Below are 25,844 nucleotides of genomic sequence, written 5' to 3' on the forward strand. Positions count from 1 at the left end.
ATGGCTGTCGCCACCGACGCGCGACCGGCTCCCCGATCGGCTCGGGCGCGGGCCGCCGCCATCGACTCGCGGTACCGCCGTGGCCCCGGCCGCTGGCTCGTCCTGGCCGCGGCCGTGCTCGTGGGCCTCGCCGTTCTGGCGCCGTTCGGGATCATGCTGCTCAACGCGTTCAAGTCGCCGCAGGAGTACGCGGCGAACGGCCCGCTGTCCCTGCCGTCGTCGCTGTACCTGGACGGCGTGGTCGCCTTCTGGGAGCGCACCGAGTTCCCGGTGAAGCTCTGGAACTCGGTCTTCATCTCGGCCGTCGTGGCCGTGCTGGGCGCGCTGCTGTCCCTGCTCAACGCGTACGCGATAGGCATCGGCCGGGTGAAGGGACGGCTGTGGATCGTCGCGCTGTTCCTGCTGGCGAACATGCTGCCGCAGGAGGCGCTGATCTACCCGCTGTTCACCATGGCGCAGTCGGTCGGGCTGTCGAACTCGCAGTGGTCGGTGATCATCATCTTCACCGTCATCCAGTCGGCCTTCGGCACCTATCTGCTGTCCTCCGTGCTGGGCACGTTCCCGCCCGCGCTCCTGGAGGCGGCGGCGCTGGACGGCGCCAGCCGGTGGCGCATCCTCTGGCAGGTCGTGTTCCCGATCGTGCGACCGACGCTCTCGGTCCTGATGATCTTCTTCTTCATCTGGACCTGGAACGAGTTCTTCATCCCGCTGGTGATGCTGACCAGCAACGACACCCAGACCATCCCCATCGCCCTGGCCTCCCTGCAGGGCGATCGCATGATGGACGCGCCGACCATCAACGCGGGCTCGCTCGTCTCCCTCGTGCCGGCCGTCGTGTTCTTCCTGATCTTCCAGCGCACCCTGACCCGGGGCGTGACCGCCGGGGCGGTCAAGTGAGTGCATTCAACACAACGACAACGACGCCGAGAGGTACCAGCCCCTATGAGATTCACTGACGGCTATTGGCAGCTGCGCCCCGGCGTCGAGATGCTGCGTCCCCGCGACATCGACTCGGTCGAGGCAGGCGACGAGACCCTCACCGTGTACGCGCCCACAGCGCCGATCACGCGGCGCGGCGACACCCTGAACCGCCCGGTCGTCACCGTCACGTTCGACGCCCCGGCCGACGACGTGATCGGCGTCCGCATCGAGCACCACCAGGGCCGCCGCGACCCGGGCCCGCACTTCGCTGTCAACCGCGAGCCCGGCGCGGTCAAGGTCGTCGTGCCCGCCGGCCTGGGCGAGGGGCCGGCCGAGCTGGTCTCCGGTGGCCTCACGGCCCGCGTCTCCACCGACGGCCCGTGGCACGTCGACTTCGTGGCCGACGGCGAGGTACTCACCTCGTCGTCGGACCGGAGCGTCGGGATCGCGAGCACGCCGGACGGCGACTTCGTGCACGAGCAGCTCGGGCTCGGCGTGGGCGAGCACGTCTACGGCCTGGGCGAGCGGTTCGGCGCGTTCGTGAAGAACGGCCAGAGCGTCGACGTCTGGAACGAGGACGGCGGCACCGCGAGCGAGCAGGCGTACAAGAACGTTCCGTTCTACCTGACTGACCGCGGCTACGGCGTGTTCGTGGCCCACCCCGAGCGGGTGTCGTTCGAGGTGGGCTCCGAGGTGGTCAGCCGCACCCAGTTCTCGGTGCCGGGGCAGTCGCTCCAGTACTACGTGATCCACGGCCCCACGCCGGCCGAGATCCTGCGCCGGTACACGGCCCTGACGGGGCGGCCCGCGGTCGTCCCGGCCTGGTCGTACGGGCTGTGGCTGTCGACGTCGTTCACCACGAACTACGACGAGGAGACCGTCAACAGCTTCATCGACGGCATGGCCGAGCGCGACATCCCGCTGTCGGTGTTCCACTTCGACTGCTTCTGGATGCGGCAGTTCCACTGGTGCGACTTCGTGTGGGACCCGGCCACGTTCCCCGACCCGGAGGGCATGCTGGCCCGGCTGCACGAGCGCGGCCTGAAGGTCTGCGTGTGGATCAACCCCTACATCGCCCAGCGCTCGCACCTGTTCCGGGAGGGCCAGGAGAAGGGCTACCTGGTCACGACGCCCGACGGCGACGTCTGGCAGTGGGACAAGTGGCAGGCCGGCATGGGCCTGGTCGACTTCACCAACCCCGACGCCGCCGCGTGGTACCAGGACAAGCTGCGCGTGCTCCTGGGCCAGGGCGTCGACTGCTTCAAGACGGACTTCGGGGAGCGCATCCCGACCGACGTCGTCTGGCACGACGGGTCCGACCCGCAGCGCATGCACAACTACTACACCTCCCTGTTCAACAAGACGGTCTTCGACCTGCTCGAGGAGGAGCGCGGGCGCGGCGAGGCCGTACTGTTCGCGCGGTCCGCGACCGCGGGCACGCAGGCCTACCCGGTGCACTGGGGCGGCGACTGCGAGTCCACGTTCGTCTCGATGGCGGAGTCCCTGCGCGGCGGCCTGTCGCTGTCGCTGTCCGGGTTCGGCTACTGGAGCCACGACATCGGCGGCTTCGAGGGCACGCCCGACCCGGCCGTGTTCAAGCGGTGGGCCGCGTTCGGCCTGCTGTCCTCGCACTCCCGCCTGCACGGGTCCAGCTCCTACCGTGTGCCGTGGGCGTTCGACGACGAGGCGGTCGACGTCACCCGGAAGTTCACGAAGCTGAAGCTGCGGCTCATGCCGTACCTGGGCAGGCTCGGCCACGTGGCCGCCGAGGAGGGCACGCCCGTGATGCGGCCCATGGTGCTCCAGTTCCCCGAGGACCGGACCGCGGCCTCCGTCGACACCCAGTACATGCTGGGGTCGTCGCTGCTGGTCGCGCCCGTCTTCCACGAGTCGCGCGTCGAGTACTACCTGCCCGAGGGGGAGTGGACGCGGCTGCCCGACGTCGGCGGGGCCGGGCTGGCCTCGACGATCACCGGCCCGCGCTGGGTCGCCGAGGAGCACGGTTTCGACAGCCTCCCGCTGTTCGTACGGCCCGGCACGGTGCTGCCCGTCGGCGCTCGCGACGACCGGCCCGACTACGCATGGGCCGAGGGCGTGACGCTACGCTGCACCCGTTTGCCCGACGGGTTCGACGAAGAGGTCCTGGTACCCGGCGGCACCGGCGCCCCGGCGACGTTCCGTGTGCGGTGCGCGTCCGGCGTCGTGCACGTGACCAGTGCGGACGCGCCTGGCGAGTGGAGCGTCGAGAATGACGGAAAGAACGTTCGGGCCACCGGCCCAGGAGAGGTGACACTGTGAGCGCACGGACATTCCCCACGGAGTTCCTCTGGGGGTCGGCGACGGCGTCGTACCAGATCGAGGGCGGCGCGACCGAGGGCGGCCGCGGACCTTCCATCTGGGACACGTTCTCGCACACCCCCGGCAAGACGCTGAACGGCGACACGGGCGACGTCGCGGACGACCACTATCACCGGTGGCAGGAGGACGTCGAGCACATCAAGAACCTGGGACTGGGCGCGTACCGGTTCTCCATCGCGTGGCCGCGCGTGCAGCCGGGCGGCTCGGGCGAGTTCAATGCCGAGGGCATCAGGTTCTACTCGGACCTCGTCGACGGGCTGCTCGCCGCGGGCGTGAAGCCCGTGGTGACGCTCTACCACTGGGACCTCCCGCAGGAGCTGGAGGACGCCGGCGGCTGGACCAACCGCGAGACGGCCTACGCCTTCGCGCGGTACGCCCGTCGGATGGCCGAGGAGCTCGGGGACCGCATCGACGTCTGGACCACGCTCAACGAGCCGTGGTGCACGGCGTACCTGGGGTACGGCTCGGGCGTCCACGCGCCGGGCCGGACGGAGCCCCTGGCCGCGCTGCAGGCTGTGCACCACCTCAACCTGGCGCACGGCCTCGCGGTGCAGCAGATCCGCGAGGTGCTCGGCGAGGCCGCGAAGACGTCGATCACGCTGAACCTGCACGTCTTCCGGCCGGACGACCCCTCGTCCGAGGCCGACCAGGGCTCCGTCCGGAAGGTCGACGCCCTGGCCAACCGGGCGTTCCTCGGGCCCGTTCTCGACGGCGCGTACCCTGCCGACCTGCAGGAGAACACGGCGTCGGTCACCGACTGGTCGTTCGTGCACGACGGCGACCTGGAGATCACGAAGCAGCCGCTGGACGTGCTGGGCGTCAACTACTACTCGACGGCGCGCGTGCGGCACTTCTCCGGGCAGGGTGAGCGGCAGCAGGCCGACGGCCACAAGGACTCCGCAGGCACGCCGTGGATCGCCGCGGACGACGTCGAGTTCCTGCCGCAGCCTGGCCCGTACACGGCCATGGGCTGGAACATCGAGCCCGCCGGCCTGACGGACCTGCTGATCTCGCTGCGCGACACCTACCCCGACCAGCCCCTGATGGTCACGGAGAACGGCGCCGCGTTCGCCGACGAGGTGACCGTCGAGGACGGTGTCAAGCGGGTCCACGACCCGCTGCGCGTGTCCTACCTGCACGACCACGTCGAGGCCCTGGGCCTCGCCAGAGACAAGGGCGTGGACGTTCGCGGGTACTTCGCGTGGTCGCTGCTCGACAACTTCGAGTGGGCCTACGGCTACGACCGCCGGTTCGGCATCATCCGCGTCGACTACGAGACGCTCGAGCGCACCTGGAAGGACTCGGCGCACTGGTACCGCCGCCTGGCGACGACGAATGTCCTCCCGGGCACGGACGAGGTCTCGCCGGCCTGAGCCCTGTCTGCTGACCGGCCGGCGTCTCGCCGACCGGCCGCGGGCGTCGAACGTAGGGGTAGTCGTGGCATGTGCCCGCATGCGGCGACTACTCCTACGTTCGGCCACCCTTGCGTGCGGCATGGCCGCGCACTGCAGCCGAGGGCGCCGTCGTGCTCAGGACGGGTTACCTTCTGCGCATGAACGAGCTAGGTGATGTCCTGGACGGCCTCCTCGCCCGGACGCGGGACGACGCGCGGGTGCCCGCCCTGTCCGCGGCAGCCGGCCGCGGGGGCGAGGTGGTCTGGGCGGACGTCGCCCACGCGCCCTGGGTGGGCGGCCCGACGCCGGAGCACGCCTTCCGTGTCGGGTCCCTCACCAAGCCCATGGTCGCCGTGGCAGTGCTCCGGCTCGTCGCCGAGGGAGAGGTGGCGCTCGCGGACCCGATCGGCAGGCACCTGCCGGACGCGCCCGCCCCGGACGCCACGGTCCGCCACCTGCTCACGCATACGAGCGGCCTGCAGTCCGAGTTCCCGGGCCTGTGGTGGGAGCGGCACGGCGGGCCCACGTGGGACGAGCTGGTCCGCTCCGGCGTCGAGCAGATCTGGGACCCGGGCGAGAGGTATCACTACAGCAACCCCGGGTTCGCGGTGCTGGGCCGGCTGGTCGAGGTGGTGCGGGGCAGTGCCTGGGCCCAGGTGCTCCGGGACGAGCTGTGGGGCCCGCTGGGCATGACCGCCACCGGCCGCGTGCCCGTGGGTCCGCACGTCACGGGGTACGCCGTGCACCCGCACGCGCAGCTGGTGCACCACGAGCCGGTGGCCGAGTTCCGCGCGGCGGGGCCCGCCGGGGAGGTGTGGTCCACACCGTCGGACCTGGTGCGGTTCGGCATGTGGCTGGTGGGCGGCGAGGCGGACCGCGACGCGGGCGAGGCGGTGCTCCCGCTCGCCCTGCGCCGCCAGATGGCCGTCCCGCGCGTAGTGGTCGACGACGCCGGTCCCGCTGGCGGGCCGTGGCCCACCGCCCACGGTCTGGGCGTGCGCGTGCGCCAGGACGGCACCGTCCGCACGATCGGTCACGGCGGTTCGGTGCCGGGGTTCACCGCGGACTTCCGGGCCGACGTCGCGACGGGCGAGGTGGTCGCCGTCTGCGGCTCGTCGACGCACGGGGCCGGTGGTGGCGCCGGCCTGCTCGCGGCGCTGCAGGGTGCCGTGGTGCCTACGCCACTGCCGTTGCCAATGCGCGCGCCGCGCGACGGCGTCGGGCGGGGAACGGAGCCGGTGCTGAGGCGGGAGCTCGAGCAGGGTGCGGTCACCGGCACCTGGTACTGGGGGCCGTTCCCGCACGTGGTGAGCATCGATGCGGCGGGGCGCGTCGATCTGCGGTCCCCGGACGGCGGCCGCGGCACCGTCTTCGACGACGTCGAGGGCGTGCTGCGCGGCGTCGAGGGCGGCTACTGGCTGGGGGAGCGGTTCGAGGTGCGCGACGCCGGGGACGGGGCCGTCGCGCTGGACGTGGGTACCTTCCACTTCACGCGTGCGCCGTACGATCCGGCCACGGCCGTGCCCGGCGGTGTCGACCCGCGAGGCTGGCACCGCCCGAGCTCCGCCGGGTGACGACCGGGTTCTCCGATCGGTGTCCGGCGGGACACGCCCAAGCGTCGCGACACGCCGCTGACTCAGATCACTTTTTGGGCCTCGCGGACGCCCTCCGGGGCGCGTGAGGTGCACTTTCTGGCGTCTCCCGCAGCCCGCCCGACCGCGTCCCGCGAACCGCGGCGCGCCGCCTCCCAGGCGGTGTCAGAGGCTCGTGGCAGCATGGTCCATGAGCGTCCCGGGCGGTTCCCGTGTAGTGCGCCGTTCGGCCTCAACCACAACATGTCGTAAGCAAGCGAGTGTCAGACACTAGGTGTAGTGTTTGGTTCAGCGGGAGACGCAGACCCGCAAACAAAGCACACCGGTGTAAGTTCACGGGTGTCCTTCGAGGTCAGAGGAGGCGGACATGAGCGTCACGGTCTACAGCAAGCCGGCATGCGTCCAGTGCGACGCGACGTACCGGGCACTGGATCGCAAGGGTGTCGAGTACACGGTCGTCGACATCACGCAGGACGCCGAGGCGCTCGAGATGGTTCGCGGTCTCGGGTACCTCCAGGCGCCGGTCGTCGTAGCCGGTGACACTCACTGGTCGGGCTTTCGCCCCGACCAGATCAGCGCGGTCGCCGCGCTGCAGGCCGCCTCGGCCTGACCTGCAGTACAGCAACGTCGGCAAGGAGGCGTGACGTGGGTTCTCTCGTCTACTTCTCCAGCGTGTCGGAGAACACTCACCGGTTCGTCCAGAAGCTCGCACTCGAAGAGCTGGGGATGCCGGTGCACAGGATCCCGCTGCGCCCGGCTGACGGCTTCCTGCGCGTGGACGAGCCCTACGTCCTCATGGCCCCCACCTACGGTGGCGGTAACGAGGGCGGGGCCGTCCCACGGCAGGTGAGGAAGTTCCTCAACGACGAACACAACCGGTCGCTCATCCGCGGCGTCATCGCTGCGGGGAACACCAACTTCGGGGCTGCGTACTGCATCACCGGGGACATCATTGCCGCGAAGTGCGATGTCCCCTACCTCTACGCCTTCGAACTACTGGGAACGGCGCAGGACGTCACGCGCGTCCGCAACGGATTGGGACGATTTTGGCAGCAACAACCACTGAGCCTCTCAGCTTGACCGAAGGCCTGAGCGAGATCCCCCTGGAGCGCATCCAGATGGACTATCACTCGCTCAACGCCATGCTGAACCTCTACGGGCCGGACGGGAAGATCCAGTTCGAGAAGGACCGTGAGGCGGCCCGCCAGTACTTCCTGCAGCACGTGAACCCGAACACGGTCGAGTTCGACACGCTCGAGGCAAAGCTCGAGCACCTGGTCGAGGCCAAGTACTACGACGCGACCGTGCTGGCCAAGTACTCCGGCGCGTTCGTCAAGGAGCTGTTCCAGCTCGCCTACTCGAAGAAGTTCCGGTTCGAGACGTTCCTGGGCGCCTTCAAGTACTACACCTCGTACACGCTCAAGACGTTCGACGGCAAGAAGTACCTGGAGCGCTTCGAGGACCGCGTCACCATGGTCGCGCTCGGCCTGGCCGACGGCGACGAGCAGACGGCACGCGACATCGTCGAGGAGGTCATCTCCGGACGGTTCCAGCCGGCGACGCCGACCTTCCTCAACGTCGGCAAGGCGCAGCGCGGCGAGCCCGTGTCCTGCTTCCTGCTGCGCATCGAGGACAACATGGAGTCGATCGCCCGCGGCATCAACTCCGCGCTGCAGCTCTCCAAGCGCGGCGGTGGCGTGGCGCTGCTCCTGAGCAACATCCGCGAGCACGGCGCGCCGATCAAGCACATCGAGAACCAGTCGTCCGGCGTCATCCCCGTGATGAAGCTCCTGGAAGACTCCTTCTCGTACGCGAACCAGCTCGGCGCGCGCCAGGGCGCCGGCGCGGTGTACCTGCACGCGCACCACCCCGACATCATGCGGTTCCTCGACACGAAGCGGGAGAACGCGGACGAGAAGATCCGCATCAAGACGCTCTCGCTCGGTGTGGTCATCCCGGACATCACGTTCGAGCTGGCCAAGAAGAACGCGGACATGCACCTGTTCAGCCCGTACGACGTCGAGCGCGTCTACGGCAAGCCGTTCGCCGACATCTCCATCTCGGAGAAGTACGACGAGCTCGTCGCCGACGACCGCATCCGCAAGACCACGATCAGCGCGCGCGACTTCTTCCAGACGCTCGCCGAGCTGCAGTTCGAGTCCGGGTACCCGTACATCATGTTCGAGGACACGGTGAACAAGGCGAACCCGATCAAGGGCCGCATCACCCACTCGAACCTGTGCTCCGAGATCCTGCAGGTGTCGACCCCGTCGACGTTCAACGAGGACCTCTCCTACAACGAGGTCGGCCGGGACATCTCCTGCAACCTCGGCTCGCTGAACATCGCCAAGGCGATGGACTCGCCGGACTTCGGCCGCACCATCGACACCGCGATCCGCGCGCTGACCGCGGTGAGCGACCAGACGTCGATCGAGTCGGTCCCGTCGATCAAGCTGGCCAACGACCAGGGGCACGCCATCGGTCTGGGCCAGATGAACCTGCACGGCTACCTCGCTCGTGAGCGCATCTACTACGGCTCGGACGAGGGCGTCGACTTCACGAACATCTACTTCTACACCGTGGCCTACCACGCGATCGCGGCGTCGAACCGCCTGTCGATCGAGCGGAAGAAGAAGTTCGGCGGGTTCGAGGACTCGAAGTACGCCACCGGCGAGTACTTCGACAAGTACGTCGAGCAGGAGTGGAAGCCCGCCACCGAGCGTGTCGCCCGCCTCTTCGCCGACGCCGGCGTGGCGATCCCGACGCAGGACGACTGGCGCGAGCTGCGGGCCTCGGTCATGGAGCACGGCATCTACAACCAGAACCTCCAGGCCGTCCCGCCCACGGGTTCGATCAGCTACATCAACAACTCGACGTCGTCGATCCACCCGGTCCCGGCCAAGGTCGAGATCCGCAAGGAAGGCAAGCTCGGTCGCGTCTACTACCCGGCGCCGTACATGACGAACGACAACCTGGACTACTACCAGGACGCGTACGAGATCGGGTACGAGAAGATCATCGACACGTACGCCGCGGCGACGCAGCACGTGGACCAGGGCCTGAGCCTCACGCTGTTCTTCAAGGACACCGTCACCACGCGCGACGTGAACAAGGCGCAGATCTACGCATGGCGGAAGGGCATCAAGACCCTCTATTACATCCGTCTGCGTCAGCTCGCTCTTGAGGGCACGTCCGTGGAGGACTGCGTCAGCTGCATGCTCTAGAGCACTGGGGATGCGCCTGTCTCGGCGTGCCCGCACCGACCATGATCAGCCCGGCCGCAGCCGCCGTCGTACATCGGAAGAAGAACGAAGATGTCGCCCACAGGGAAGCTCAAGCTCATCGATCGCGTGACAGCGATCAACTGGAACCGCCTCGAGGACGAGAAGGACGCCGAGGTCTGGGACCGCCTCGTCGGCAACTTCTGGCTGCCCGAGAAGGTTCCGGTCTCCAACGACATCCAGTCGTGGAACACCCTCTCGGCGCACGAGAAGACCATGACCTCGCGGGTGTTCACCGGGCTGACCCTGCTGGACACCATCCAGGGCACGGTCGGCGCGGTGTCGCTGATCCCGGACGCGCTCACTCCGCACGAGGAGGCGGTGTACACCAACATCGCCTTCATGGAGAGCGTGCACGCGAAGAGCTACTCCTCGATCTTCTCCACGCTGCTGTCGACGCCGGAGATCGACGACGCCTTCGAGTGGTCCGAGAACAACGCGAACCTGCAGAAGAAGGCGGAGATCGTCCTCGACTACTACCGGGGCGACGACCCGCTGAAGCGCAAGGTCGCCTCGACGATGCTCGAGTCGTTCCTGTTCTACTCGGGCTTCTACGCGCCGATGTACTGGTCCTCGCGGGCGAAGCTCACGAACACGGCCGACCTGATCCGCCTGATCATCCGTGACGAGGCGGTGCACGGGTACTACATCGGCTACAAGTACCAGAAGGGCCTCGCGCAGCTGACGCAGGCCGAGCAGGACGACCTCAAGGCGTACACGTTCGACCTGCTCTTCGAGCTGTACGAGAACGAGGTGGAGTACACCGACTCGCTGTACGGCGAGCTGGGACTGACCGAGGACGTCAAGAAGTTCCTGCGGTACAACGGCAACAAGGCCCTGATGAATCTGGGCTACGAGGCGTTGTTCCCCAAGGAGGACACCGACGTCAACCCGGCCATCCTCGCGGCCCTGTCGCCGAACGCGGACGAGAACCACGACTTCTTCTCGGGGTCCGGCTCGTCGTACGTGATCGGCAAGGCCGTGGAGACCGAGGACGACGACTGGGATTTCTGACACCACGTCGGGAGCCCGTCGCGCATAGCGGCTGATCAGAGGCCCGGAACCGCAGATTCCTGCGGTTCCGGGCCTCTTTGCGTGCCGACTCTCCATGGACACAGGAGGTCGGAGATGGACGGAAGCACCCATTCAGTGCGGCACGGGGGTGGCACGCGCACACCTGTCATGTGCCGATCAGAGGTGCCAGCACGCGGAATCTGTGGGTGGCATGCCTGGTCGGTCGTGCCAGAGCGTGCCACGAACGAGCCGATGAGAGTGCGGAGAACGCTGGAATCTAGCGGATCTGGGCGCTCTCGGCGGGCGGGTGGCACGAGATGGCACGGCAGTCCACCAGCGTCCATCCGAGAGCAGGTGAGGGCACGATGAGCACGACGAGACGAGAGGGATGGGGGAGTCTGCGTAAGCTCCCTTCCGGCCGATGGCAGGCGCGGTACCCAGCGCCGGGCGGAAAGACCTACCCCGCCAGGACTGAGGATGACAAGCCGCTCACCTTCGCGACGAAGACGGACGCCCGCGAGTGGCTGTCCGAGATGCACACCACGATTGCGCGTGGTCAGTGGGAGCCACCGGCAGCGATAGCCAAGCGTCGGCGGGCGGAGGCTGCTGCGGCACAGGCGAAGTCGCTTGAGTTCAGTGCATACGCAGCGCACTGGCTCGAGAAGATCAGAACGGAGCCCACTCGGAGCGGTCGGAAGCGGGCGGCGTCGACTATCCGTTCCTATAAGGGAAAGGTCGACGGCTACCTCGTACCCGAGTTCGGAGACCAGCTGGTTCGTGCGATCGACGAGGAGGCTGTCCGCAAGTTGACCGTCAGGCTGGACTCCATCCCGTCGGTTTTGCATACGAAGGCGGAGTACAACGGTGTGACGCGGCCAGTGCTCGTCGTGCTCATGATGATCCTGCGGCAGGCCGTGCGGGACGGCGTGATCACGGAGATGCCAGACATCAAGATCCCCGGGCAGAAGCCGGTGCGGCACGACGCTGACCACGACCCGGGTGATGACGTCGCTGAGCCCGAGCAGGTCGAGGCGCTCTACGAAGCGACCCCAGACCTCTGGCGGATCATGGTGCTGCTCGCTGCCTGGTGCCAACTGCGCCGTGGGGAGGCGCTGGGATTGCAGCGCCGTGACATCGAGTGGCACGACGACGGAACCGCGACCCTGCACGTCCGCCGGCAGATGAATGCCAACACTGGCGACTACTCCGACCCCAAGAGCGATGCCGGCAAAGGTCGATGAGCGTTCCGAAGATTGCTGCTGTGGTCCTGCATTTCGTATTCGATGCCACATGGCTATGGGCGGTCGGACCTGTCGCTGTGATCGCTACGGGCCGCCTCACCACGCCCAGCAACGTCTTTCCCTGGAAGAAGACCACTCTGCGCCCACAAGCCCTGCGCGAGGACCGCATCCTGGCCGAGGCACACGCCAACGGCGGCGACCTACGGGCCTTGTGCGACCTGTTCGGCCTCAGCATCGAGGCCGCCGGGCGCTACACCCTGACCGTCGGTGACCGCACGGGCACTCCCAGCCCGGCACCTGCTCGCCCCCGTAGCCGCCCCTGACCGGGTGCTTCATGCCTCCCACTGGGAGAGAACGTGTTCGCGCAGTATCTGCGCGAACCGTTCCGGGTCGGCAAACTCGACGAGGTGGCCGGCGTGCTCGACCGTGACGAGCTCTACTCGCGGAGCGTCCAGGAGGGGCAGGAGGTTCGCCACCGCACTGACGGGGTTGACGAGGTCGCGTTCCCCGTGGACGAGCAGTAGCGGGACCTCGTACCGTCCGGAGAGGTCCGGGTCGCGCAGATCCGGATACAAAACGTCGCGCGCCAGGCCCATGCTCTTGTCGATGGCGCGGATGTCGGCCATCGAGTAGTCCGGGGTGTACATGAGCGCCGGCAGCATCAAGTCGTAGACCATGTCCGGTACGCCCACGCTCGCAGAGATGGCGTGCTTGCTGACCTCTTCGGCTTGCGCCGCAGTCCACGCACGCGGGTCGGGGCCCAGCGCGTCGAGGGCGGCAACACTGCCGCGCTTGCCGCCCCGGTCAAGCGCGGCTCGCGTCTGGCGCCATGAGTCGGCCCGGCTCCCTACTCCGACCTGGTTCGCGGCGACGTACTGCGCGAACAGCTGCGGCTCGGCGCGCACCATTCGAGACGCGATGACGCTCCCGACCGAGCTGCCCATCAGGATGATCCGGTGATGACCGAGCTCGCGGGTGATCCAGCGGGCCAGCTGTATCCCGTCGTCGACCAGGCGGTCCACCGTCAGCGCGGGATCTGGGCCGTTGCGGACGAAGGTCCTGCCTGCGCCGCGCTGGTCCCACTGCACGACGGTGACGACCTGCTCCCACGACGACAGCAACGGGTTGAACGGGATGTATGGTGACGCCGGACCGCCATGGACGACGAGCAGCATTGGGTTGCGCCGGTCGTGGCCGCGTACGGTGATCCACTGCTCGATCCCGCCCAGGCGGACCCACTGCTGCCGGTTGACGCCCGCCTCCGGTACCGCAGCCAACGTGCGCGCGTTCCGACGGCGCTGCCACGGGCGGCGCAGCATCGTGACGAACGGTGCGAGGGCCCGCCAGGGCGCCCTGCTCATCAGGCCACCCCCAAACCGGTCGCCAACCGGTGCAGCTGTGCGCCGAGCTCATCGTCGTCCACCCCGGTTCGGCGGATGACGTCGTCGAACATCGGGCCCAGCAGCAAGCGGCTCGCGACGACGAGCCGACGCCCCTCGTCCGTGACCAGAACCTGCCGCTCGCGACCGCTCGCGGACTCGAACCTGACAAGGCCGCGGTCGGCAAGCTCCCGCATCATCGCGCTGATCGCAGGTTCGGTGTGGCCAAGGCGCGAGGCGAGTTCCCGTTGGTTCAACGGTCCTTCGCTCTCGACCACCAGGAGGACGATCGCGCGCCGGTGCGAGATATCGAGCTCCTCGCGGAGCACCCGGTCCGCGGCGCGATCCATCTGGTGGACGATCCGGTGTAACAAGAGGGGTATGTCGTACACAGTTAAGATCTTAAGTTCGCGGTGGGCCCGTGTCAACGTGGGTTCGGCAACGAGCACGCGGCAGCGGTTCAATCGAGGAATCGGGTGCTCTCGCAGGAGTTGACCCCTTCCGGCCGGTGCCCAGGCACCGGCCGGAAGGAACTCGGCCAACGAGGTCGTGTTCTACGGCAAGGATGGCAAGCTCACCGGCTCTGGTCGGGAGCATGTCGAGGTGTGCATGCTCGCACGGGTTCTGGCCGATCCGAAGTGGGCGAAGAGGCTGACCGAGGAGGACCGCCGCGGGTTGAACGCGCTGTTCTGGAGCAATGTGAACCCCTACGGCCGGTTTCATCTGGACATGGACATCCGCCTGGACCTCGACCTCGCCCCGTAGACATGCTCCTCACGGTCGGCGGCGGGTCCGCGACATCGCGCGCTGCGGCTACGGGAGCATCAGGACGGCCTTGCCGCGGAAGGAGCGTGCCGCGAGACCCGCGAACGCCTCGGCGGTGTGTTCCCACGGGGCGCGCAGCCCGATGTGCGGGACCAGGCGGCCGTCCGCGATCAGGCCGACGAGAATCGCCAGGTCCTCCCCCTTGGCCGCGTCGGGGATCGGGCTCACCAGGCCCATCAGCTTGCTGTTCGGTGCGTATCCGGCGAAGTCGAGGATGCGGACCTCGGCGGGCCCGCCGATGTTGCCGTACAGCACGGTCGTCGCACCGGGCGCCATGCGGTGCATCACCTGGGGCAGGAGCGGTCCGCCGATGCCGTCGAGCGCGAGGTGGAACGGGCCGGGCGTCGGCGTCTCCGGGGCGAGGGAGGTCACGACGTGGTGAACGCCCAGCGACAGCATCTCCTCCGCCCGCTCCGGCCGCGTGACGTGGGCGGTCACCCGAGCGCCCGAGGCGACCGCGAGCTGCACCGCGAACTGGCCGACGCCGCCGCTCGCCCCCGTGACCAACACGTCGCGGCCGAGGAGCGCGCCGCCCACGCGCAGCGCCCGCAGCGCGGTGAGCCCCGCCACCGGTAGCGTCGCGGCCTGCTCGAAGGACACGGCGGCGGGCAACACGGCGGCGCGGTGGGGGGCGATCGGGATGCGCTCGCACCAGCCCTCCCAGTCCAGGTACGCCACGACGCGCTCGCCTTCGCGCGGACCGCTGCCGTCGGCCGCCGCCCGGACCACTACACCGGCGGTGTCCTGGCCAGGCCGCCAGCCGTTCGGCCTGCGCCGGATGAGGTTGGCCTCGTCGTGGTTGATGGCGAAGGCACGCACCTCGACCAGGGCTTCGTTGGGTGCCGGGGTGGGCTCGGGCAGGTCGTCGGTCAGCCGGAGCCCACCGGGCGCCATGGGGTCGGTGATGAAACCGCGCATGGGTTCACGCCTTCGTGGGGACCACGTAGCCGGAAGGCGTTTCGCGTTTCGCCTCGGACGCGGCCCGGATCAGCACCGTGACCAGGGCCGTCATCACCAGGATGATGCCGAGGGCTACCCAGGCGGCCAGTTCGGCGGCGGAGGCGTAGGTGGCACGGCCCGGGTGGTCGCCAAGCTTGGCGAAGAAGATGGCACCCAGGACGGCCACACCGGTCACGCTGGCGAACTGCTGTGTGGTGGAGAGCATGCCCGACGCGATACCGGCCTGGGCGGGCTTGACACCGGCCATCGGTGCGCCGATCAGGGACGGCAGGATGAGCCCGTTGCCGATGCCCATCAGGGCGGTGGAAACCAACAGCACGGCCTGGGAGATCCCACCGCCCTGGGCCTGTAGGCCGAGCGCCGCGATCAGGACGCTGACCGCGGTGACCAGCGAGCCGATGGTCAACACCCGCAGACCGTGCTTGGCGACCAGGCTCTTGCCTGACAGGGAGGTGACCATCGCGAGCACCGCGGTGGGCGCGAAGATCAGGCCCGCGTGCAGCGCGCTGAACTGGAGCCCGGACTGCAACAGCAGACTGAGGCAGAACAGGTAGCTGGTGAAGTAGGCCATGAACGCCGCGTTGATGGCAAGCCCGGCGTTGAAGACCTTGCTGCGGAACAGCGCCAGATCCAGCAGCGGCTGACCGCCCGTGCGTGCCACCCGCCGTTCCCACAGCAGTGCGGCGGTCATCACCGGGACCGAGGCCACGAGCAGGACCCACGCCCACGCCGGCCAGCCCGTCTGGCGGCCCAGGACCAGCGGCACCAGCGCCAGCGCCAGCGAACCGGAAATGCCGAGGACACCGATGCCGTCCAGACCCGGCCGCCGTCCCGACGTAGTACTGGGCAGCAGGCGCGACGCGAAGGCGAGGACGACGACGCAGACCGGGACATTGACGAAGAAGATCACCCGCCAACCCAGGCCGAACAGGTTGGACTCCAACAGCAGGCCGCCCAGGACCTGGCCGCAGATACCGCTCAGGCCGCCGGTCACGCCAAACCAGGCCAGCGCGCGCGGACGCTGTTCGGGCGCGAACGTAGCCATGATCAGGGCGAGCACCTGCGGCACCATGGCGGCCGCCGTCAGACCCTGCAACATCCGGAAGATCACCAGCTCCGTCGAGTTCTGCGCGAGGCCGCACAGCACGGAGGCGACGGTGAAGCTCGTCATGCCGAGCAGGAACATGCGCCGGTAGCCGAACAGATCGCCCATGCGCCCGCCGAGCACGAGTCCGGCCGCGTACGTGAAGACGTATCCGCCGACGACCAACTCCAGGGCCGCCTCACCGGCGCCGAGGTCCGCCTGCAGCGACGGGATCGTCACGTTCACGACGTTGCCGTCGAAGCCGTACATGAAAAAGGCGGCCAGGATCACCGGCAGCATCAGCCATCGTCGGTCGTTGACCAGGCTCATCCCGCTCCCCGTATGTCGATAACCATCGAACGTCGAAGACCATCGAACAGTATCACGAGGTTCGACGTTGGCCTATGATCGAAGGCGTGAGCGTCCTGATGGAGCAAGTTCACCCGCCCGTTACGGACCTGCGGTTGTCCAAGATCCTCGCCGCACTGGCCGACCCCGGGCGCCTGGCGACCGTCCGGACACTGGCACAGAAGGGCGAATCCCCGTGCACCCGGCTGCAACAGGACGCCGGACTCCAGATCAGCAGATCCACGTTCTCGCATCACCAGAAGGTGCTCCGGGAAGCCGGGATCCTCCTAGTGCGCGTCCGCGGGGCGGAGCGAATCCTGTCGCTGCGCCGGGACGACCTCGACTCGCGTTTCCCTGGACTGCTGGACCTCGTCCTCAATACCCCAGAGAAGCTGATCTGATCAGAACGGATCTGGCGCGGGTGATCGACTCGATCCCGTCGAACTGAACGCCTGCAGGAAGGTGTGGACGGCGGCCTGTGCCACGGCGCGTAGCTCGGTGGTGGGGACGCGGCGGCTGCCGAGGCGGGCTCGCTTGTCGATCGGGCCGGCCAGCAGGGCGATGAACTGCTCGGCCGCCAGCAGTGGGTCCGGTGTGTGCAGGCGGCCGGTGACGGTGATGCGGGCGAGCCGGTCGGCAAGGGCGTCGGTGACGCGGTCGGCCGTGCGGGTGTGGACGATGTCGAGCAGGTCGGGGAACTGGTTGATCTCCGCCGAGAGCAGTCGGCGCAGCGCCCATGACCGGTCGTCGCAGTAGCACTGGAGCAGGTGCAGGCCCACGCCTTCCAGGGTGGCGCGGAGGTCGTCGCCGCGGTCGGTGAGCGCCTCGACCGCGGCCAGGTTCGCGGCCAGCGCTTGGTCGGCCGAGGCGGCGATGGCCTCGCGGAGCAGGTTCTCCTTGTCGTGGAAGTGGCTGTACACGGTGGCCTTGGCCACGTCGGCCTCGGCCGCGATCACGTCCACGCCGGCCCGTGCGTACCCCTCTCGTGCGAACACGGTGAACGCGGCGTCCAGGATCGCCTGCCGTTTGTCGATTCGCCCACGCGCCGCGACAGCTCCACTCATGTCTTAAGCATACCCGCCTGACTGACAAACTAGACTCATCAGTCTGGTAGAACAGTCTCATGAGTCTTACAGAAGACGCTCGACTGGACCCGGCACTGCGCCGGTTGATCGGCGTGATCCTGCTCGGCGGCGCGCTGGGGATCCTGAACAGCACGATGGTCGCGGTCGGGATCGACCGGCTGGCCAGCGAGTTCGACGCCTCCCTCAGCACGATCGGCTGGGTCTCGACCGGATTCCTGCTCGCGGTCACCGTGACCATCCCGGTCACTGGCTGGGCTGGGGACCGTTTCGGCGGTAGGCGGATGTGGCTTGCCGGCCTCGGCGTGTTCCTGCTCGGTTCGCTCGGTTGCGGGTTGGCCTGGGACGCGGGGAGTCTGATCGTGTTCCGGGTGCTGCAGGGTGTCGGGGCGGGCATCCTCGACCCGCTCGTGCTGACGCTGCTGGCTCGCGCCGCCGGGCCACGGCACGCCGGGCGGGTGATGGGGCTGATGGCCGCGGTCCTCTCACTGGGCCCGGTGCTGGGCCCGGTCGTCGGCGGCGTCGTGTTGGCCGGCATGGGCTGGCGGTGGATGTTCCTGCTGAGCGTGCCGATCGGCGTGCTCGCTCTCGTGCTCGCCCGCCGGGTGATGCCCGAGGATCTCCCCACCGAGCGGGCACGGGCGCGTCTCGACGTCCTCGGCGTCGCCCTGCTCGGTCCTGGCTTCGCGAGCCTGTTGCTCGTGTTGTCGCAGGCGGCGGACCGCGCCGAGTTCCTCGCCTGGCCGGTGCTCGTGCCACTGGCGGTCAGCCTCGCCCTGCTGGCGGGCTACGCCGTCCACGCCCTGCGCCGCGACCGGCCGCTCGTCGACCTGCGGCTGTTCGCCCGTGGCGGCTTCGCCGCGAGTGTGACGGTCATGGCACTCACAGGTCTCGCGATGTTCGCCAGCCTGGTCGCGCTTCCCCTGTACTTCCAGCAGACACACGGACACGGCGCGCTCGCCGCCGGGCTGCTCGTCGCGCCACTCGGCGTCGGCGCCGCCGTCGCCGCACCGCTGGCCGGACGTGTCAGTGACAGGATCGGCTCCCGGAACCTCGCACTGGCCGGTGGTTTCCTCGCGGCGCTGTCCGCGTTCGCCTTCACCCGGATCGGGCCCGAGACCGGCGAGGTGTGGGTGGTTCTCGCCGGTCTGGCCATCGGCGTGGGACTGGGCTTCGTCGGCCCGCCCGCGATGGGCTCGCTCTATCGCACGTTGCCGGGACCGCTTGTGCCACAGGGAAGTTCGGTGCTCTACATGCTCAACCAGCTCGGCGGGTCGATCGGGATCGCCGTTGTCGCGTTCACCATGCAGACCGCGGCCGACACACTGGCGGGCTTCCACGGGGTGTACTGGTTCCTGACCAGCGCGATCCTCGTCCTGCTTGCCGCGAGCGCTCTGCTACCCGGCCGGCCGGCCAAGGTCCTCGTCGCACGAGGAGACGCCCGATGAAGACCATCGTGATCTCCGGCGGCACCGACGGAATGGGCAGGGCCGTCGCCCGCCACTACCAGGGGCGCGGTGACACCGTCGTCGTCCTCGGCCGCGACACCGGCAAGGGCGCGGTCTTCCGCGATTTCATCCCGACGGACCTCAGCCTGGTCGCGAACAACAGGAAAGTCGTCGAAGACATCACCGCGACGTTCCCGGTCGTGGACGCGCTCGTGTTGTGCGCACGGCACTTCCGCTCAACCCGGCGACAGACCGCCGAGGGCTTCGAGAGCACGTTCGCGTTGGAGTACCTCAGCCGCTTCCTGCTCAGCCACGGCCTCGCCGACTCACTGAAGCGCTCCCAGAAACCCGTCATCATCAACGTGTCCGGCCCCGGCGTGCCAAAACCCGAGATCCACTGGGACGACCTCGGGCTGGCACGACGCTACGACGGCGTCACCGCCCAACTGCAGGCAGGCCGGGCCAACGACCTGCTCGGCGCGGCATACGCCTCACGACACAGCGGGATCCCGTACGTGCTGGTCAACCCCGGTGCCGTTGCCACCAGCTTCTCCGGCGAGTACGACGCGGCCACCCTGGCCCACGTCCAGAGGCTCAAGAAGCTCGGGAAGCCCGTCGAAGAAGGCATCGCACCGATCCTCGCGCTCATCGACGAACCACCAGGCGTGCCGCTGTCCGCATTCGTGGAAGGCCGGCCGATCAGCCCGGACCTCGACCCCGCCCCGGCAGCACGTCTCGCCGACCTCACCCACCACCTGCTCAGAAGGCACCCATGATCACCATCCCCCTCATCGACGGGCCGGTCGCCATCCGCGGCGCCCTCGACATCGAGCACACCCCGAACGGGCTCCTGCCACACAGGCTGCCCGCCGCCGCCCGGGCCCAGTTCCCGGACAACCACACGGCACGGTTCGACGGCCAGCCGCTGACGATGGTCGAGGCGCAGCCGGCTGGCGTACGGCTGGCCTTCCGCACCACCGCCACGACCATCGAGCTGGAGGTGCTGCCCACCAAGACCGTCTACAAAGGAGCGTCCTCCATGCCCGACGGCGTGTACGACCTGCTGGTCAACGGCCGCCTCGCCGCACAGGCCAGCACTCCAGCCGGCAACACGCTGCTTCTCGACATGCCCGCCCGCCGCTTCCACACCACACCTGGCCAGCCAGGCACCGTCCGCTTCACCGGCCTACCTCCCGAACCGAAGAACATCGAGATCTGGCTGCCACAGGCCGAGATCACCGAACTGATCGCCCTGCGCACCGACGCACCCGTCGACGCTCCCACACAGTCGGGTCGACGATGGCTGCACCACGGCAGCTCGCTGAGTCACTGCGCCGAGGCCGCGAGCCCCACCGGGACCTGGCCCGCCGTCGCCGCCCGGCTCGCCGGCGTCGAGCTGACCAACCTGGGCCTGGGCACCAACGCGCTGCTCGACCAGTTCGTGGCCCGCGCCATCCGTGACGCCGACGTCGACCTGATCAGCCTCAAGATCGGCACCAACCTCGTCACCAGCGACCTGATGCGGCTGCGTGCGTTCACCCCGGCCGTGCACGGCTTCCTCGACACCATCCGCGACGGCCACTCCGACACACCAATCCTGGTCGTCTCACCCATCCTGAGCCCGATCATCGAGGACACCCCCGGCCCGACCGTGCCCGACTTCGACGCCACCACGTTGCGCTTCCGCACCCTCGGCGTCGCGGACGACCTGGCCTACGGCCGCCTCTGCCTCACGATCGTCCGCGACGAGTTGGCCCGCATCACGGCCCAACGCGCCGACCCCCACCTCCACTACCTCGACGGCCGCACCCTCTACGGCCAGCAGGACTACACCGAACTCCCACCGCCCGACGGGCTGCATCTCGACCCGGCCGGCTACCAACGCATGGGCGAACGCTTCGCTCAACTCGCCTTCAACGGCCCTTTCGCATGAACCTCGACAGCCACCGGACGGCCGCCACCCTACTTACCCACCACGCGGACATGCCGGCATCGAGTTGACCACGGCGAGGGTGTCGCCACGTGGTGCCGGCTTCCGTTAGGTGGCGCGAACGTTGAGCCCGCAGTGTCCACGTGGGATCGGGATTGAACAATCGTTCACCGTCGTTCCCGCCCAGTAGGAAGGCGAAGCGACGCCGTAGGCGCGGGCACCGACGAACCGGGCTAGCGACGCATCGAGAGCGTCGTGGTCGCTGGCCAACCAATCGTTGAGGAATTGAAGGAGTTCGGCGAGTTCGACGGCGTCGGTAGTGTCAAGATTGGTTTGAGGCACTGTTACATCCTGCCTTCTCGCTACAGACGCCCCATCTCCCTCGAGTTTGTGAGCAGAGACAATGGTCGTCATGACCACCGCCGTCGCCGCCCCGGACCCCGACCTCGCTAGCGACATCGATGCCGCGTGCCGCTTGACGGGCACGTTCACCCTCCGATCGGGGCAGGTCGCCGACACCTACTTCGACAAGTACCTGTTCGAGACCGACCCCGTATTGCTGGCCCGAGTCGCTCGGCAGATGGTCCCGCTCGTTCCAGACGACACGGACCTGCTTGGAGGCCTGGAGCTCGGTGGCATTCCCCTCGTGACCGCATTGTCCTCGCTCACGGGTGTGGGCGCGCTCTTCGTCCGCAAGGATGCCAAGCCCTACGGGACAGCGAAGCTCGCTGAAGGCCCGCCGGTTGCTGGACGACGCGTGACCCTCGTGGAGGACATCATCACCACCGGCGGAGCAGTGCGCGCTGCCGCACTCGCACTGCGAGATCTCGGTGCTGTGGTGGATACCGTGGTGTGCGCGATCGATCGCAGCCCAAGCGGCATCAGCCCTCTGACCGACGTCGATGTGACCGTCCGGACGGTGCTGACACGCGCCGACCTCGACGACGCATCCGATCTCGTAGATAAGCACCGTGATGTTCCCGGAACATCTGCCCCCAGGTAATCTGAAAAGCAGGTGGATCTTGAAGTTCCCGCGAAAACCTTCAAAATCAGCGTGAACTTCTAGGTTCTTCCGGCGGCCTTCGAGCCAGTTTCGAAGAGTTGGGCTTCGGCAGGGTGGAGCTGGGCCTGGACCAGGAAGGACCTCTTGCGGATGCGCCACAGGCCTTGCCCCAGGCCGAAAGTGGGCAGAAGTGTGGCCTCGGTGCGGGTCAGGTTCAGGGCTTTCGCGGTGGTGCCGAGCTGGTCGGTCTCCTGCCGGTAGATGACCCTGGTTTCTGCGTTGGCCAGCAGTGCAGCGGCCAGGGAGCGTTGTGCGCTGCCGGTGTCGCCGACGTTGTCCAGGTCGGACAGGCGGTGGATGACGAGCATGTTGGCGATGCCGTAGTGGCGGGCCAGGCGCCAGTGGGCGTCCATGCGGCGCAGCAGCGCCGGGTGCGACATCAGGCGCCAGGCCTCGTCGTAGACGACCCAGCGTTGGCCGCCGTCGGGATCGAGGTTCTCGGCTCGGAATGGGCCGGCAACCACCAGGCGGAGCTGACGGTCTTGGTCGACGCGGAGGAGGCGTGGATCAGCCGATGGACCGGCGTGCCCCGGCACGGTGATCCGATCGACGTGATCCATCTGCCCGAGGATCCCCAGGTTGTCCGGCAGGTCGGCGTCTTCCCGTGGGGGCATGGGGAGTTCATCTGGGCGTCGCTGGGCCTTGCCGGGTTCATCACGACGCCGCTTGTCGTGCCGGCGGCGATCGCCGGCCTGCTGCGTCAGTAGCCGGGCGGCGGCGGACGCGCTACGTCGTGGCGGCAGTGGCATCCGGGGCGGTGACTGCAGCGGCGCGGGGCCGGAACGAGTGCCACAACAGCCAGCCGATCATCCAGAACTCGCCCACGGTCGCCGGGACCACCAGCAGGTTCGCGACCGGACCGGCGGCCGGCGCCAGGTACATGACGAAGCCGTCGAGGATGTACCCCACGCCGCCCACCACGAGGATCCAGCCGAGCGCGCGCGGCATGCCTGACCGCAGCGCGAGCACTCCCATCGGGATCAGCCACAGCCCGAAGAACAGCGAAGCCACGTCCCAGAAGCTCCCGCCCAGGACGTACAGGAGCTGCGCGGCGCCGGCGGCGTCGGCCGGATCGGCGGACCAAGAGGTCAGAGCGACGCTCAGGGCGGCGGCGAGGCACGCCGCGCTGGCGAGGGCCGCTACCGCATTGACCAGGGCGAATGCCGCCAGCGAACCCGCGGCGAACGCACTGACGTGTCGGAACAGCCGGTAGAACGACAGGCCGACCAGCGCCTGGGCGGCCACCAGGGCGAGCTCCAAGCCGATGCCGAGCCGCGCGAGCGTCTCGTTCTCCACAAGGTTGTTGAGTGTCGCCGCCGCGCTGTCGGGTTCGAAGAGCATCGGGCGGATGACGAGGAATCCCGGAACGGCGACGACCGCGACCGCCAGGTAGAGCAGGCCGGTGGTACGCGCCGTGCGGGGATGCAGCGTATGCGAGTTCATGGCTTCCCTCTCTATGAGCCTTACCATGTAAGGCTACCTTACGGCGTAAGTGTGCAGTGGGGAAGGGCCACGCCGGATGAAGAAGGCTGGGGCCCAGAGCGGCGCTCAGCGGGGGGTTCGTGCGTGGGCGGCGATAAGCGCCGCCTCCACTCGGTTGCGGGCACCCGTCGTACGCAGGATCGAGGTGACGTGGACCTTGACCGTGCCCTCGGCCAGGTGGAGGCGTGCGGCGATCTCGCCGTTCGCCAGCCCGTCGCCCATCAGGGCGAGCACGTCCTGCTCGCGCTGGGTGAGGCGCTCGAACCGCTCTCTGGCGTCCTGCTGTGCGATGAACCGCGTACCAAGCCCGGTCTGCAGGAGGCGTCGCGATACGGCGGGGGAGAAGTAGGCGCCGCCCGACGCCGCCGCGTGCACGGCCAGCAGCAGCTCTCGGGGATCGCCGGACTTCAGGACGAACCCGTCCGCGCCGAGCCTGATTGCCTCGGCGACGTACTCGTCCTCCCCGAAGGTCGTGACCATGAGGCACGGTAGGGCCCCGGCGGTGCGCCGGATCTCGGCCAGGGCCTCCAGGCCGTTCATGGTTCCCATGCGCACGTCCAGGAGCACGACGTGGGGCCGGTGTGCCCGGACCGCGTCCAACGCCTCCTGGCCGGAGGACGCCTGCGCGACGACACGGACGGCGTCGTCGGTCTCGAGAATTCCGGCCAGTCCCGCACGGACGAGCGGCTCGTCGTCGGCGAGGACCACCTGCAGCGACACGGAGACTTCCGGCCGGCTCATCGTGCCCCACCCACTACGAGGTCCGTCGAGGCGACGCGATCGCCGGCCCAACAGATCCGGTAGGCATCCCCGGACGCGTCGTCGAGCGGGTCCGCCGTGACGGCGAAGTAGTCGCACGACGGGTCAGCGTCAGGGGGCGGGTCGAGGGCGTCTGCGGGCAGCAGCGGCTGAATCTTGGCCTGGGTGTCCCCGACGGCGATGCGGGCGAAGGCGTCCGGGCCGAGCCGCGCGCGGCGGGCTTCCAGGTTGTCGGCGAGCTGGATCGCCGCTGCCACCGCGACCAGCGCGGCAGCCGGTACGAGTACGGCGGTCAGCAGCAGCGCCCCGCCCCGCCGCCGGGCACGGACCAGGCCGTGGGTGACCGTCCGGGCATCCCGGTGCGCTCCGGCCCTGGGCGATGGCGAGGTGGCGGGGGCACCGAAGCCGATCGGCGGTGCGCTGGTTGCGGCGTCGGGGTCACCGGTGACGGGACCCGGATCGTCGGGCACGGGCAGCAGCTCCGCACGAAGAACGTAGTCGCCGTCGGACGGGCCGGCCTCGACCGATCCGCGCGCGGCCCGGACCTGCTCAGTGAGCGACCGGATACCTGTACCGCCGACACCGGGTGTGGTCTCGCCGGTCTGCGCCGAACCGTTCGAAGGCCCGGCGGGTGAGCGCTCGGGCAGGGGATTGCGCACCGTCACCACGAGGCGGTCGGCGCCGGCGTCCAGCGTGACCCGGACCGGCTGGCCCGGCGCGTGCTTGAGCGCATTCGTCAACCCCTCCTGGACCACCCGGACGACGGCCGGTCCGAAACCGGCCAGGCGGCCCGGACCTGGCCAACCCATGAGCTCGACGTCGGCGCCCGCTCGGCGCGTGTCCCGCACGAGCGCGTCGAGGCCCGTCCGGACGCTCTCCGGCGCTCCGCCGTCGGCCAGGCCGGTGCGCAGGGTCTGGACGGAAGCGCCGAGGCGGGCGACCGCGTCGGAGACCTGCCGGCGGGCCAGCCCCACCGACTCCAGCGTGGACGGCGCGGCGGCCGGCTGGTGCCCGGTCTCGGGGCTCCGTTCCAGCTCGAGCTCCAGCCTGCCCAGGTTGACCGCGACCAGGCTGAGGGTGTGCCCCAGGTCGTCGTGCAGGCTCTCCGCGAGGTGCAGACGCTGCCGGGCCAGGTCGGTCTCGGCACGCAGCCGCTCGGCGTCCTGCTCCCGTACGAGCGCCATCGCGGCGTCCGCCTCGGCGGACCGGCGGGCCCGCCACGCGATGGCGACGGACCACGGCAGCACGCCGGTGACCACGTCGCGGGCGACGGTGACGAGCGCGTCGCGGACGTCGGCCCAGCCGGCGAGCACCGCTACCGCCCCGGCCCCTGCGGCGGCGGCCATCGCGACAACGCCCAGCCTGGCGCCGCCGCGGGACAGGCCGAGCGGTGCGGCGACTGCCGCCAGCGGGATCATCCACCACGGGTCCACGCCGGCGAGCACCAGCAGCACGGTAAACGCGACGGCGACGAGCACACGAAGGGGCCGCAGGGCGGCGCTCTCGGCGGTGTGCGCGGTGTCGGCGATCTGGGACAGCTGGGTCACCGGACCATCGTCGCCGACGGGTGACCGTGCGCGCTTCCCGCCGGGGTCTGATCTTGGGGCCGGCTGAGTAGGACCAGGGTCATAGACAGCTCCTGACCTGCGCCAGATCCGCACGAGCCCGCCGATTTCTAGCGTT

At 68.9% G+C, this 25,844-nt stretch carries 25 protein-coding genes and 1 pseudogene; 17 read left to right on the forward strand and 9 right to left on the reverse strand.

Annotation, left to right across the window (positions count from 1 at the left end; all coding sequences use genetic code 11):
• The 10 genes from EW117_RS27185 (at nt 1) to EW117_RS30390 (ending at nt 12,124) form a co-directional block, all read left to right on the forward strand.
• On the forward strand, nt 1-897 hold the full coding sequence (locus EW117_RS27185) for a carbohydrate ABC transporter permease (protein WP_129789857.1): 897 nt from the start codon (nt 1-3) through the stop codon (nt 895-897).
• A gap of 45 nt (nt 898-942) precedes the next feature.
• Nucleotides 943-3,219 (forward strand): alpha-xylosidase, encoded by a 2,277-nt coding sequence (gene yicI, locus EW117_RS27190; RefSeq protein ID WP_129789858.1) that lies wholly within the window; start codon nt 943-945, stop codon nt 3,217-3,219.
• On the forward strand, nt 3,216-4,652 hold the full coding sequence (locus EW117_RS27195; protein WP_129789859.1) for a GH1 family beta-glucosidase: 1,437 nt from the start codon (nt 3,216-3,218) through the stop codon (nt 4,650-4,652). Before yicI ends, EW117_RS27195 begins: the two co-directional genes overlap by 4 nt.
• Before the next feature lie 179 nt (nt 4,653-4,831).
• Nucleotides 4,832-6,247 carry a serine hydrolase domain-containing protein gene (locus EW117_RS27200; RefSeq protein ID WP_129789860.1) on the forward strand — a complete coding sequence of 472 codons (1,416 nt, stop codon included), beginning with the start codon at nt 4,832-4,834 and terminating at the stop codon, nt 6,245-6,247.
• Nucleotides 6,248-6,632: 385 nt separating this feature from the next.
• Nucleotides 6,633-6,875, forward strand: coding sequence for a glutaredoxin-like protein NrdH (gene nrdH / locus EW117_RS27205; RefSeq protein ID WP_020017613.1), 243 nt, complete (start codon nt 6,633-6,635; stop codon nt 6,873-6,875).
• A 35-nt stretch (nt 6,876-6,910) separates the two neighbouring features.
• The gene (gene nrdI, locus EW117_RS27210; protein WP_129789861.1) at nt 6,911-7,345 is read left to right on the forward strand and encodes a class Ib ribonucleoside-diphosphate reductase assembly flavoprotein NrdI; all 435 of its coding nucleotides are present in this window, start codon (nt 6,911-6,913) and stop codon (nt 7,343-7,345) included.
• Between the two features lie 38 nt (nt 7,346-7,383).
• Nucleotides 7,384-9,489: a class 1b ribonucleoside-diphosphate reductase subunit alpha gene (nrdE, locus tag EW117_RS27215; protein WP_207212096.1), complete on the forward strand. Its 2,106-nt coding sequence runs from the start codon at nt 7,384-7,386 to the stop codon at nt 9,487-9,489.
• Between the two features lie 90 nt (nt 9,490-9,579).
• A complete protein-coding gene (gene nrdF / locus EW117_RS27220; protein ID WP_129789863.1) occupies nt 9,580-10,560 on the forward strand; it encodes a class 1b ribonucleoside-diphosphate reductase subunit beta in 981 nt (326 codons plus the stop codon).
• A gap of 365 nt (nt 10,561-10,925) precedes the next feature.
• Nucleotides 10,926-11,801 (forward strand): site-specific integrase, encoded by an 876-nt coding sequence (locus tag EW117_RS27225; RefSeq protein ID WP_129789864.1) that lies wholly within the window; start codon nt 10,926-10,928, stop codon nt 11,799-11,801.
• Nucleotides 11,798-12,124 carry a hypothetical protein gene (locus EW117_RS30390; RefSeq protein ID WP_242504604.1) on the forward strand — a complete coding sequence of 109 codons (327 nt, stop codon included), beginning with the start codon at nt 11,798-11,800 and terminating at the stop codon, nt 12,122-12,124. Before EW117_RS27225 ends, EW117_RS30390 begins: the two co-directional genes overlap by 4 nt.
• Before the next feature lie 9 nt (nt 12,125-12,133).
• Here EW117_RS30390 and EW117_RS27235 read toward each other — a convergent pair whose 3' ends face one another.
• Nucleotides 12,134-13,162, reverse strand: a complete 1,029-nt coding sequence (locus EW117_RS27235; protein ID WP_129789866.1) for an alpha/beta fold hydrolase — start codon at nt 13,160-13,162, stop codon at nt 12,134-12,136.
• A complete protein-coding gene (locus EW117_RS27240) occupies nt 13,162-13,572 on the reverse strand; it encodes a MarR family winged helix-turn-helix transcriptional regulator (RefSeq protein WP_129789867.1) in 411 nt (136 codons plus the stop codon). Before EW117_RS27240 ends, EW117_RS27235 begins: the two co-directional genes overlap by 1 nt.
• Before the next feature lie 157 nt (nt 13,573-13,729).
• Between EW117_RS27240 and EW117_RS27245 the strand changes: the two genes are divergently transcribed.
• Nucleotides 13,730-13,945 (forward strand): hypothetical protein, encoded by a 216-nt coding sequence (locus tag EW117_RS27245; protein ID WP_207212094.1) that lies wholly within the window; start codon nt 13,730-13,732, stop codon nt 13,943-13,945.
• Between the two features lie 48 nt (nt 13,946-13,993).
• Here the strand turns inward: EW117_RS27245 and EW117_RS27250 are convergent, their stop codons facing one another.
• A complete protein-coding gene (locus EW117_RS27250) occupies nt 13,994-14,923 on the reverse strand; it encodes a zinc-binding dehydrogenase (protein ID WP_129789868.1) in 930 nt (309 codons plus the stop codon).
• Between the two features lie 4 nt (nt 14,924-14,927).
• On the reverse strand, nt 14,928-16,379 hold the full coding sequence (locus tag EW117_RS27255; RefSeq protein ID WP_129789869.1) for an MFS transporter: 1,452 nt from the start codon (nt 16,377-16,379) through the stop codon (nt 14,928-14,930).
• Nucleotides 16,380-16,465: 86 nt separating this feature from the next.
• On the opposite strand from EW117_RS27255, the gene EW117_RS27260 reads away from it, so the two are divergent.
• Nucleotides 16,466-16,798 (forward strand): ArsR/SmtB family transcription factor, encoded by a 333-nt coding sequence (locus EW117_RS27260; RefSeq protein ID WP_129789870.1) that lies wholly within the window; start codon nt 16,466-16,468, stop codon nt 16,796-16,798.
• On the opposite strand, the gene EW117_RS27265 is transcribed toward EW117_RS27260, so the two are convergent.
• On the reverse strand, nt 16,799-17,461 hold the full coding sequence (locus EW117_RS27265; RefSeq protein ID WP_129789871.1) for a TetR/AcrR family transcriptional regulator: 663 nt from the start codon (nt 17,459-17,461) through the stop codon (nt 16,799-16,801). It abuts the gene before it with no gap.
• 59 nt (nt 17,462-17,520) lie between these two features.
• On the opposite strand from EW117_RS27265, the gene EW117_RS27270 reads away from it, so the two are divergent.
• From EW117_RS27270 to EW117_RS27285, 4 genes are all read left to right on the forward strand, one after another.
• Complete coding sequence (locus tag EW117_RS27270; protein WP_129789872.1) at nt 17,521-18,927, forward strand: DHA2 family efflux MFS transporter permease subunit; 1,407 nt, start codon at nt 17,521-17,523, stop codon at nt 18,925-18,927.
• Nucleotides 18,924-19,703, forward strand: coding sequence for an SDR family NAD(P)-dependent oxidoreductase (locus EW117_RS27275; protein ID WP_129789873.1), 780 nt, complete (start codon nt 18,924-18,926; stop codon nt 19,701-19,703). Before EW117_RS27270 ends, EW117_RS27275 begins: the two co-directional genes overlap by 4 nt.
• Nucleotides 19,700-20,860, forward strand: coding sequence for an SGNH/GDSL hydrolase family protein (locus EW117_RS27280; RefSeq protein ID WP_129789874.1), 1,161 nt, complete (start codon nt 19,700-19,702; stop codon nt 20,858-20,860). Before EW117_RS27275 ends, EW117_RS27280 begins: the two co-directional genes overlap by 4 nt.
• A gap of 409 nt (nt 20,861-21,269) precedes the next feature.
• Entirely contained in the window at nt 21,270-21,860 is a 591-nt protein-coding gene (locus EW117_RS27285; protein ID WP_129789875.1) for an orotate phosphoribosyltransferase, read from the forward strand.
• Nucleotides 21,861-21,919: 59 nt separating this feature from the next.
• Here EW117_RS27285 and EW117_RS27290 read toward each other — a convergent pair.
• Nucleotides 21,920-22,354 (reverse strand): annotated as a pseudogene (locus EW117_RS27290) (ATP-binding protein); the annotation flags it as partial.
• A gap of 117 nt (nt 22,355-22,471) precedes the next feature.
• Here EW117_RS27290 and EW117_RS29565 point away from each other — a divergent pair.
• The gene (locus EW117_RS29565) at nt 22,472-22,627 is read left to right on the forward strand and encodes a hypothetical protein (protein WP_165362889.1); all 156 of its coding nucleotides are present in this window, start codon (nt 22,472-22,474) and stop codon (nt 22,625-22,627) included.
• A 19-nt stretch (nt 22,628-22,646) separates the two neighbouring features.
• On the opposite strand, the gene EW117_RS27295 is transcribed toward EW117_RS29565, so the two are convergent.
• From EW117_RS27295 to EW117_RS27305, 3 genes are all read right to left on the reverse strand, one after another.
• Nucleotides 22,647-23,363, reverse strand: a complete 717-nt coding sequence (locus EW117_RS27295) for a DUF4386 domain-containing protein (protein ID WP_129789876.1) — start codon at nt 23,361-23,363, stop codon at nt 22,647-22,649.
• A gap of 105 nt (nt 23,364-23,468) precedes the next feature.
• Nucleotides 23,469-24,143, reverse strand: coding sequence for a response regulator (locus EW117_RS27300; RefSeq protein ID WP_129789877.1), 675 nt, complete (start codon nt 24,141-24,143; stop codon nt 23,469-23,471).
• A complete protein-coding gene (locus tag EW117_RS27305; RefSeq protein WP_165362890.1) occupies nt 24,140-25,708 on the reverse strand; it encodes a sensor histidine kinase in 1,569 nt (522 codons plus the stop codon). Before EW117_RS27305 ends, EW117_RS27300 begins: the two co-directional genes overlap by 4 nt.
• Nucleotides 25,709-25,844 lie beyond the last annotated feature (136 nt).

Origin of the sequence: Promicromonospora panici (genome assembly GCF_900608595.1) — a bacterium.
Taxonomy (GTDB): domain Bacteria; phylum Actinomycetota; class Actinomycetes; order Actinomycetales; family Cellulomonadaceae; genus Promicromonospora; species Promicromonospora panici.

Excerpts from the sequence above, each read along its gene's own strand:
- EW117_RS27185 (WP_129789857.1), top strand. The coding sequence starts at position 1 with ATGGCTGTCGCCACCGACGCGCGACCGGCTCCCCGATCGGCTCGGGCG.
- yicI (WP_129789858.1), top strand. The coding sequence starts at position 943 with ATGAGATTCACTGACGGCTATTGGCAGCTGCGCCCCGGCGTCGAGATG.
- EW117_RS27200 (WP_129789860.1), top strand. The coding sequence starts at position 4,832 with ATGAACGAGCTAGGTGATGTCCTGGACGGCCTCCTCGCCCGGACGCGG.
- nrdH (WP_020017613.1), top strand. The coding sequence starts at position 6,633 with ATGAGCGTCACGGTCTACAGCAAGCCGGCATGCGTCCAGTGCGACGCG.
- nrdE (WP_207212096.1), top strand. The coding sequence starts at position 7,384 with ATGGACTATCACTCGCTCAACGCCATGCTGAACCTCTACGGGCCGGAC.
- nrdF (WP_129789863.1), top strand. The coding sequence starts at position 9,580 with ATGTCGCCCACAGGGAAGCTCAAGCTCATCGATCGCGTGACAGCGATC.
- EW117_RS27225 (WP_129789864.1), top strand. The coding sequence starts at position 10,926 with ATGAGCACGACGAGACGAGAGGGATGGGGGAGTCTGCGTAAGCTCCCT.
- EW117_RS30390 (WP_242504604.1), top strand. The coding sequence starts at position 11,798 with ATGAGCGTTCCGAAGATTGCTGCTGTGGTCCTGCATTTCGTATTCGAT.
- EW117_RS27235 (WP_129789866.1), bottom strand. The coding sequence starts at position 13,162 with ATGAGCAGGGCGCCCTGGCGGGCCCTCGCACCGTTCGTCACGATGCTG.
- EW117_RS27250 (WP_129789868.1), bottom strand. The coding sequence starts at position 14,923 with ATGCGCGGTTTCATCACCGACCCCATGGCGCCCGGTGGGCTCCGGCTG.
- EW117_RS27255 (WP_129789869.1), bottom strand. The coding sequence starts at position 16,379 with ATGAGCCTGGTCAACGACCGACGATGGCTGATGCTGCCGGTGATCCTG.
- EW117_RS27265 (WP_129789871.1), bottom strand. The coding sequence starts at position 17,461 with ATGAGTGGAGCTGTCGCGGCGCGTGGGCGAATCGACAAACGGCAGGCG.
- EW117_RS27270 (WP_129789872.1), top strand. The coding sequence starts at position 17,521 with ATGAGTCTTACAGAAGACGCTCGACTGGACCCGGCACTGCGCCGGTTG.
- EW117_RS27275 (WP_129789873.1), top strand. The coding sequence starts at position 18,924 with ATGAAGACCATCGTGATCTCCGGCGGCACCGACGGAATGGGCAGGGCC.
- EW117_RS27280 (WP_129789874.1), top strand. The coding sequence starts at position 19,700 with ATGATCACCATCCCCCTCATCGACGGGCCGGTCGCCATCCGCGGCGCC.
- EW117_RS27285 (WP_129789875.1), top strand. The coding sequence starts at position 21,270 with ATGACCACCGCCGTCGCCGCCCCGGACCCCGACCTCGCTAGCGACATC.
- EW117_RS27295 (WP_129789876.1), bottom strand. The coding sequence starts at position 23,363 with ATGAACTCGCATACGCTGCATCCCCGCACGGCGCGTACCACCGGCCTG.
- EW117_RS27300 (WP_129789877.1), bottom strand. The coding sequence starts at position 24,143 with ATGAGCCGGCCGGAAGTCTCCGTGTCGCTGCAGGTGGTCCTCGCCGAC.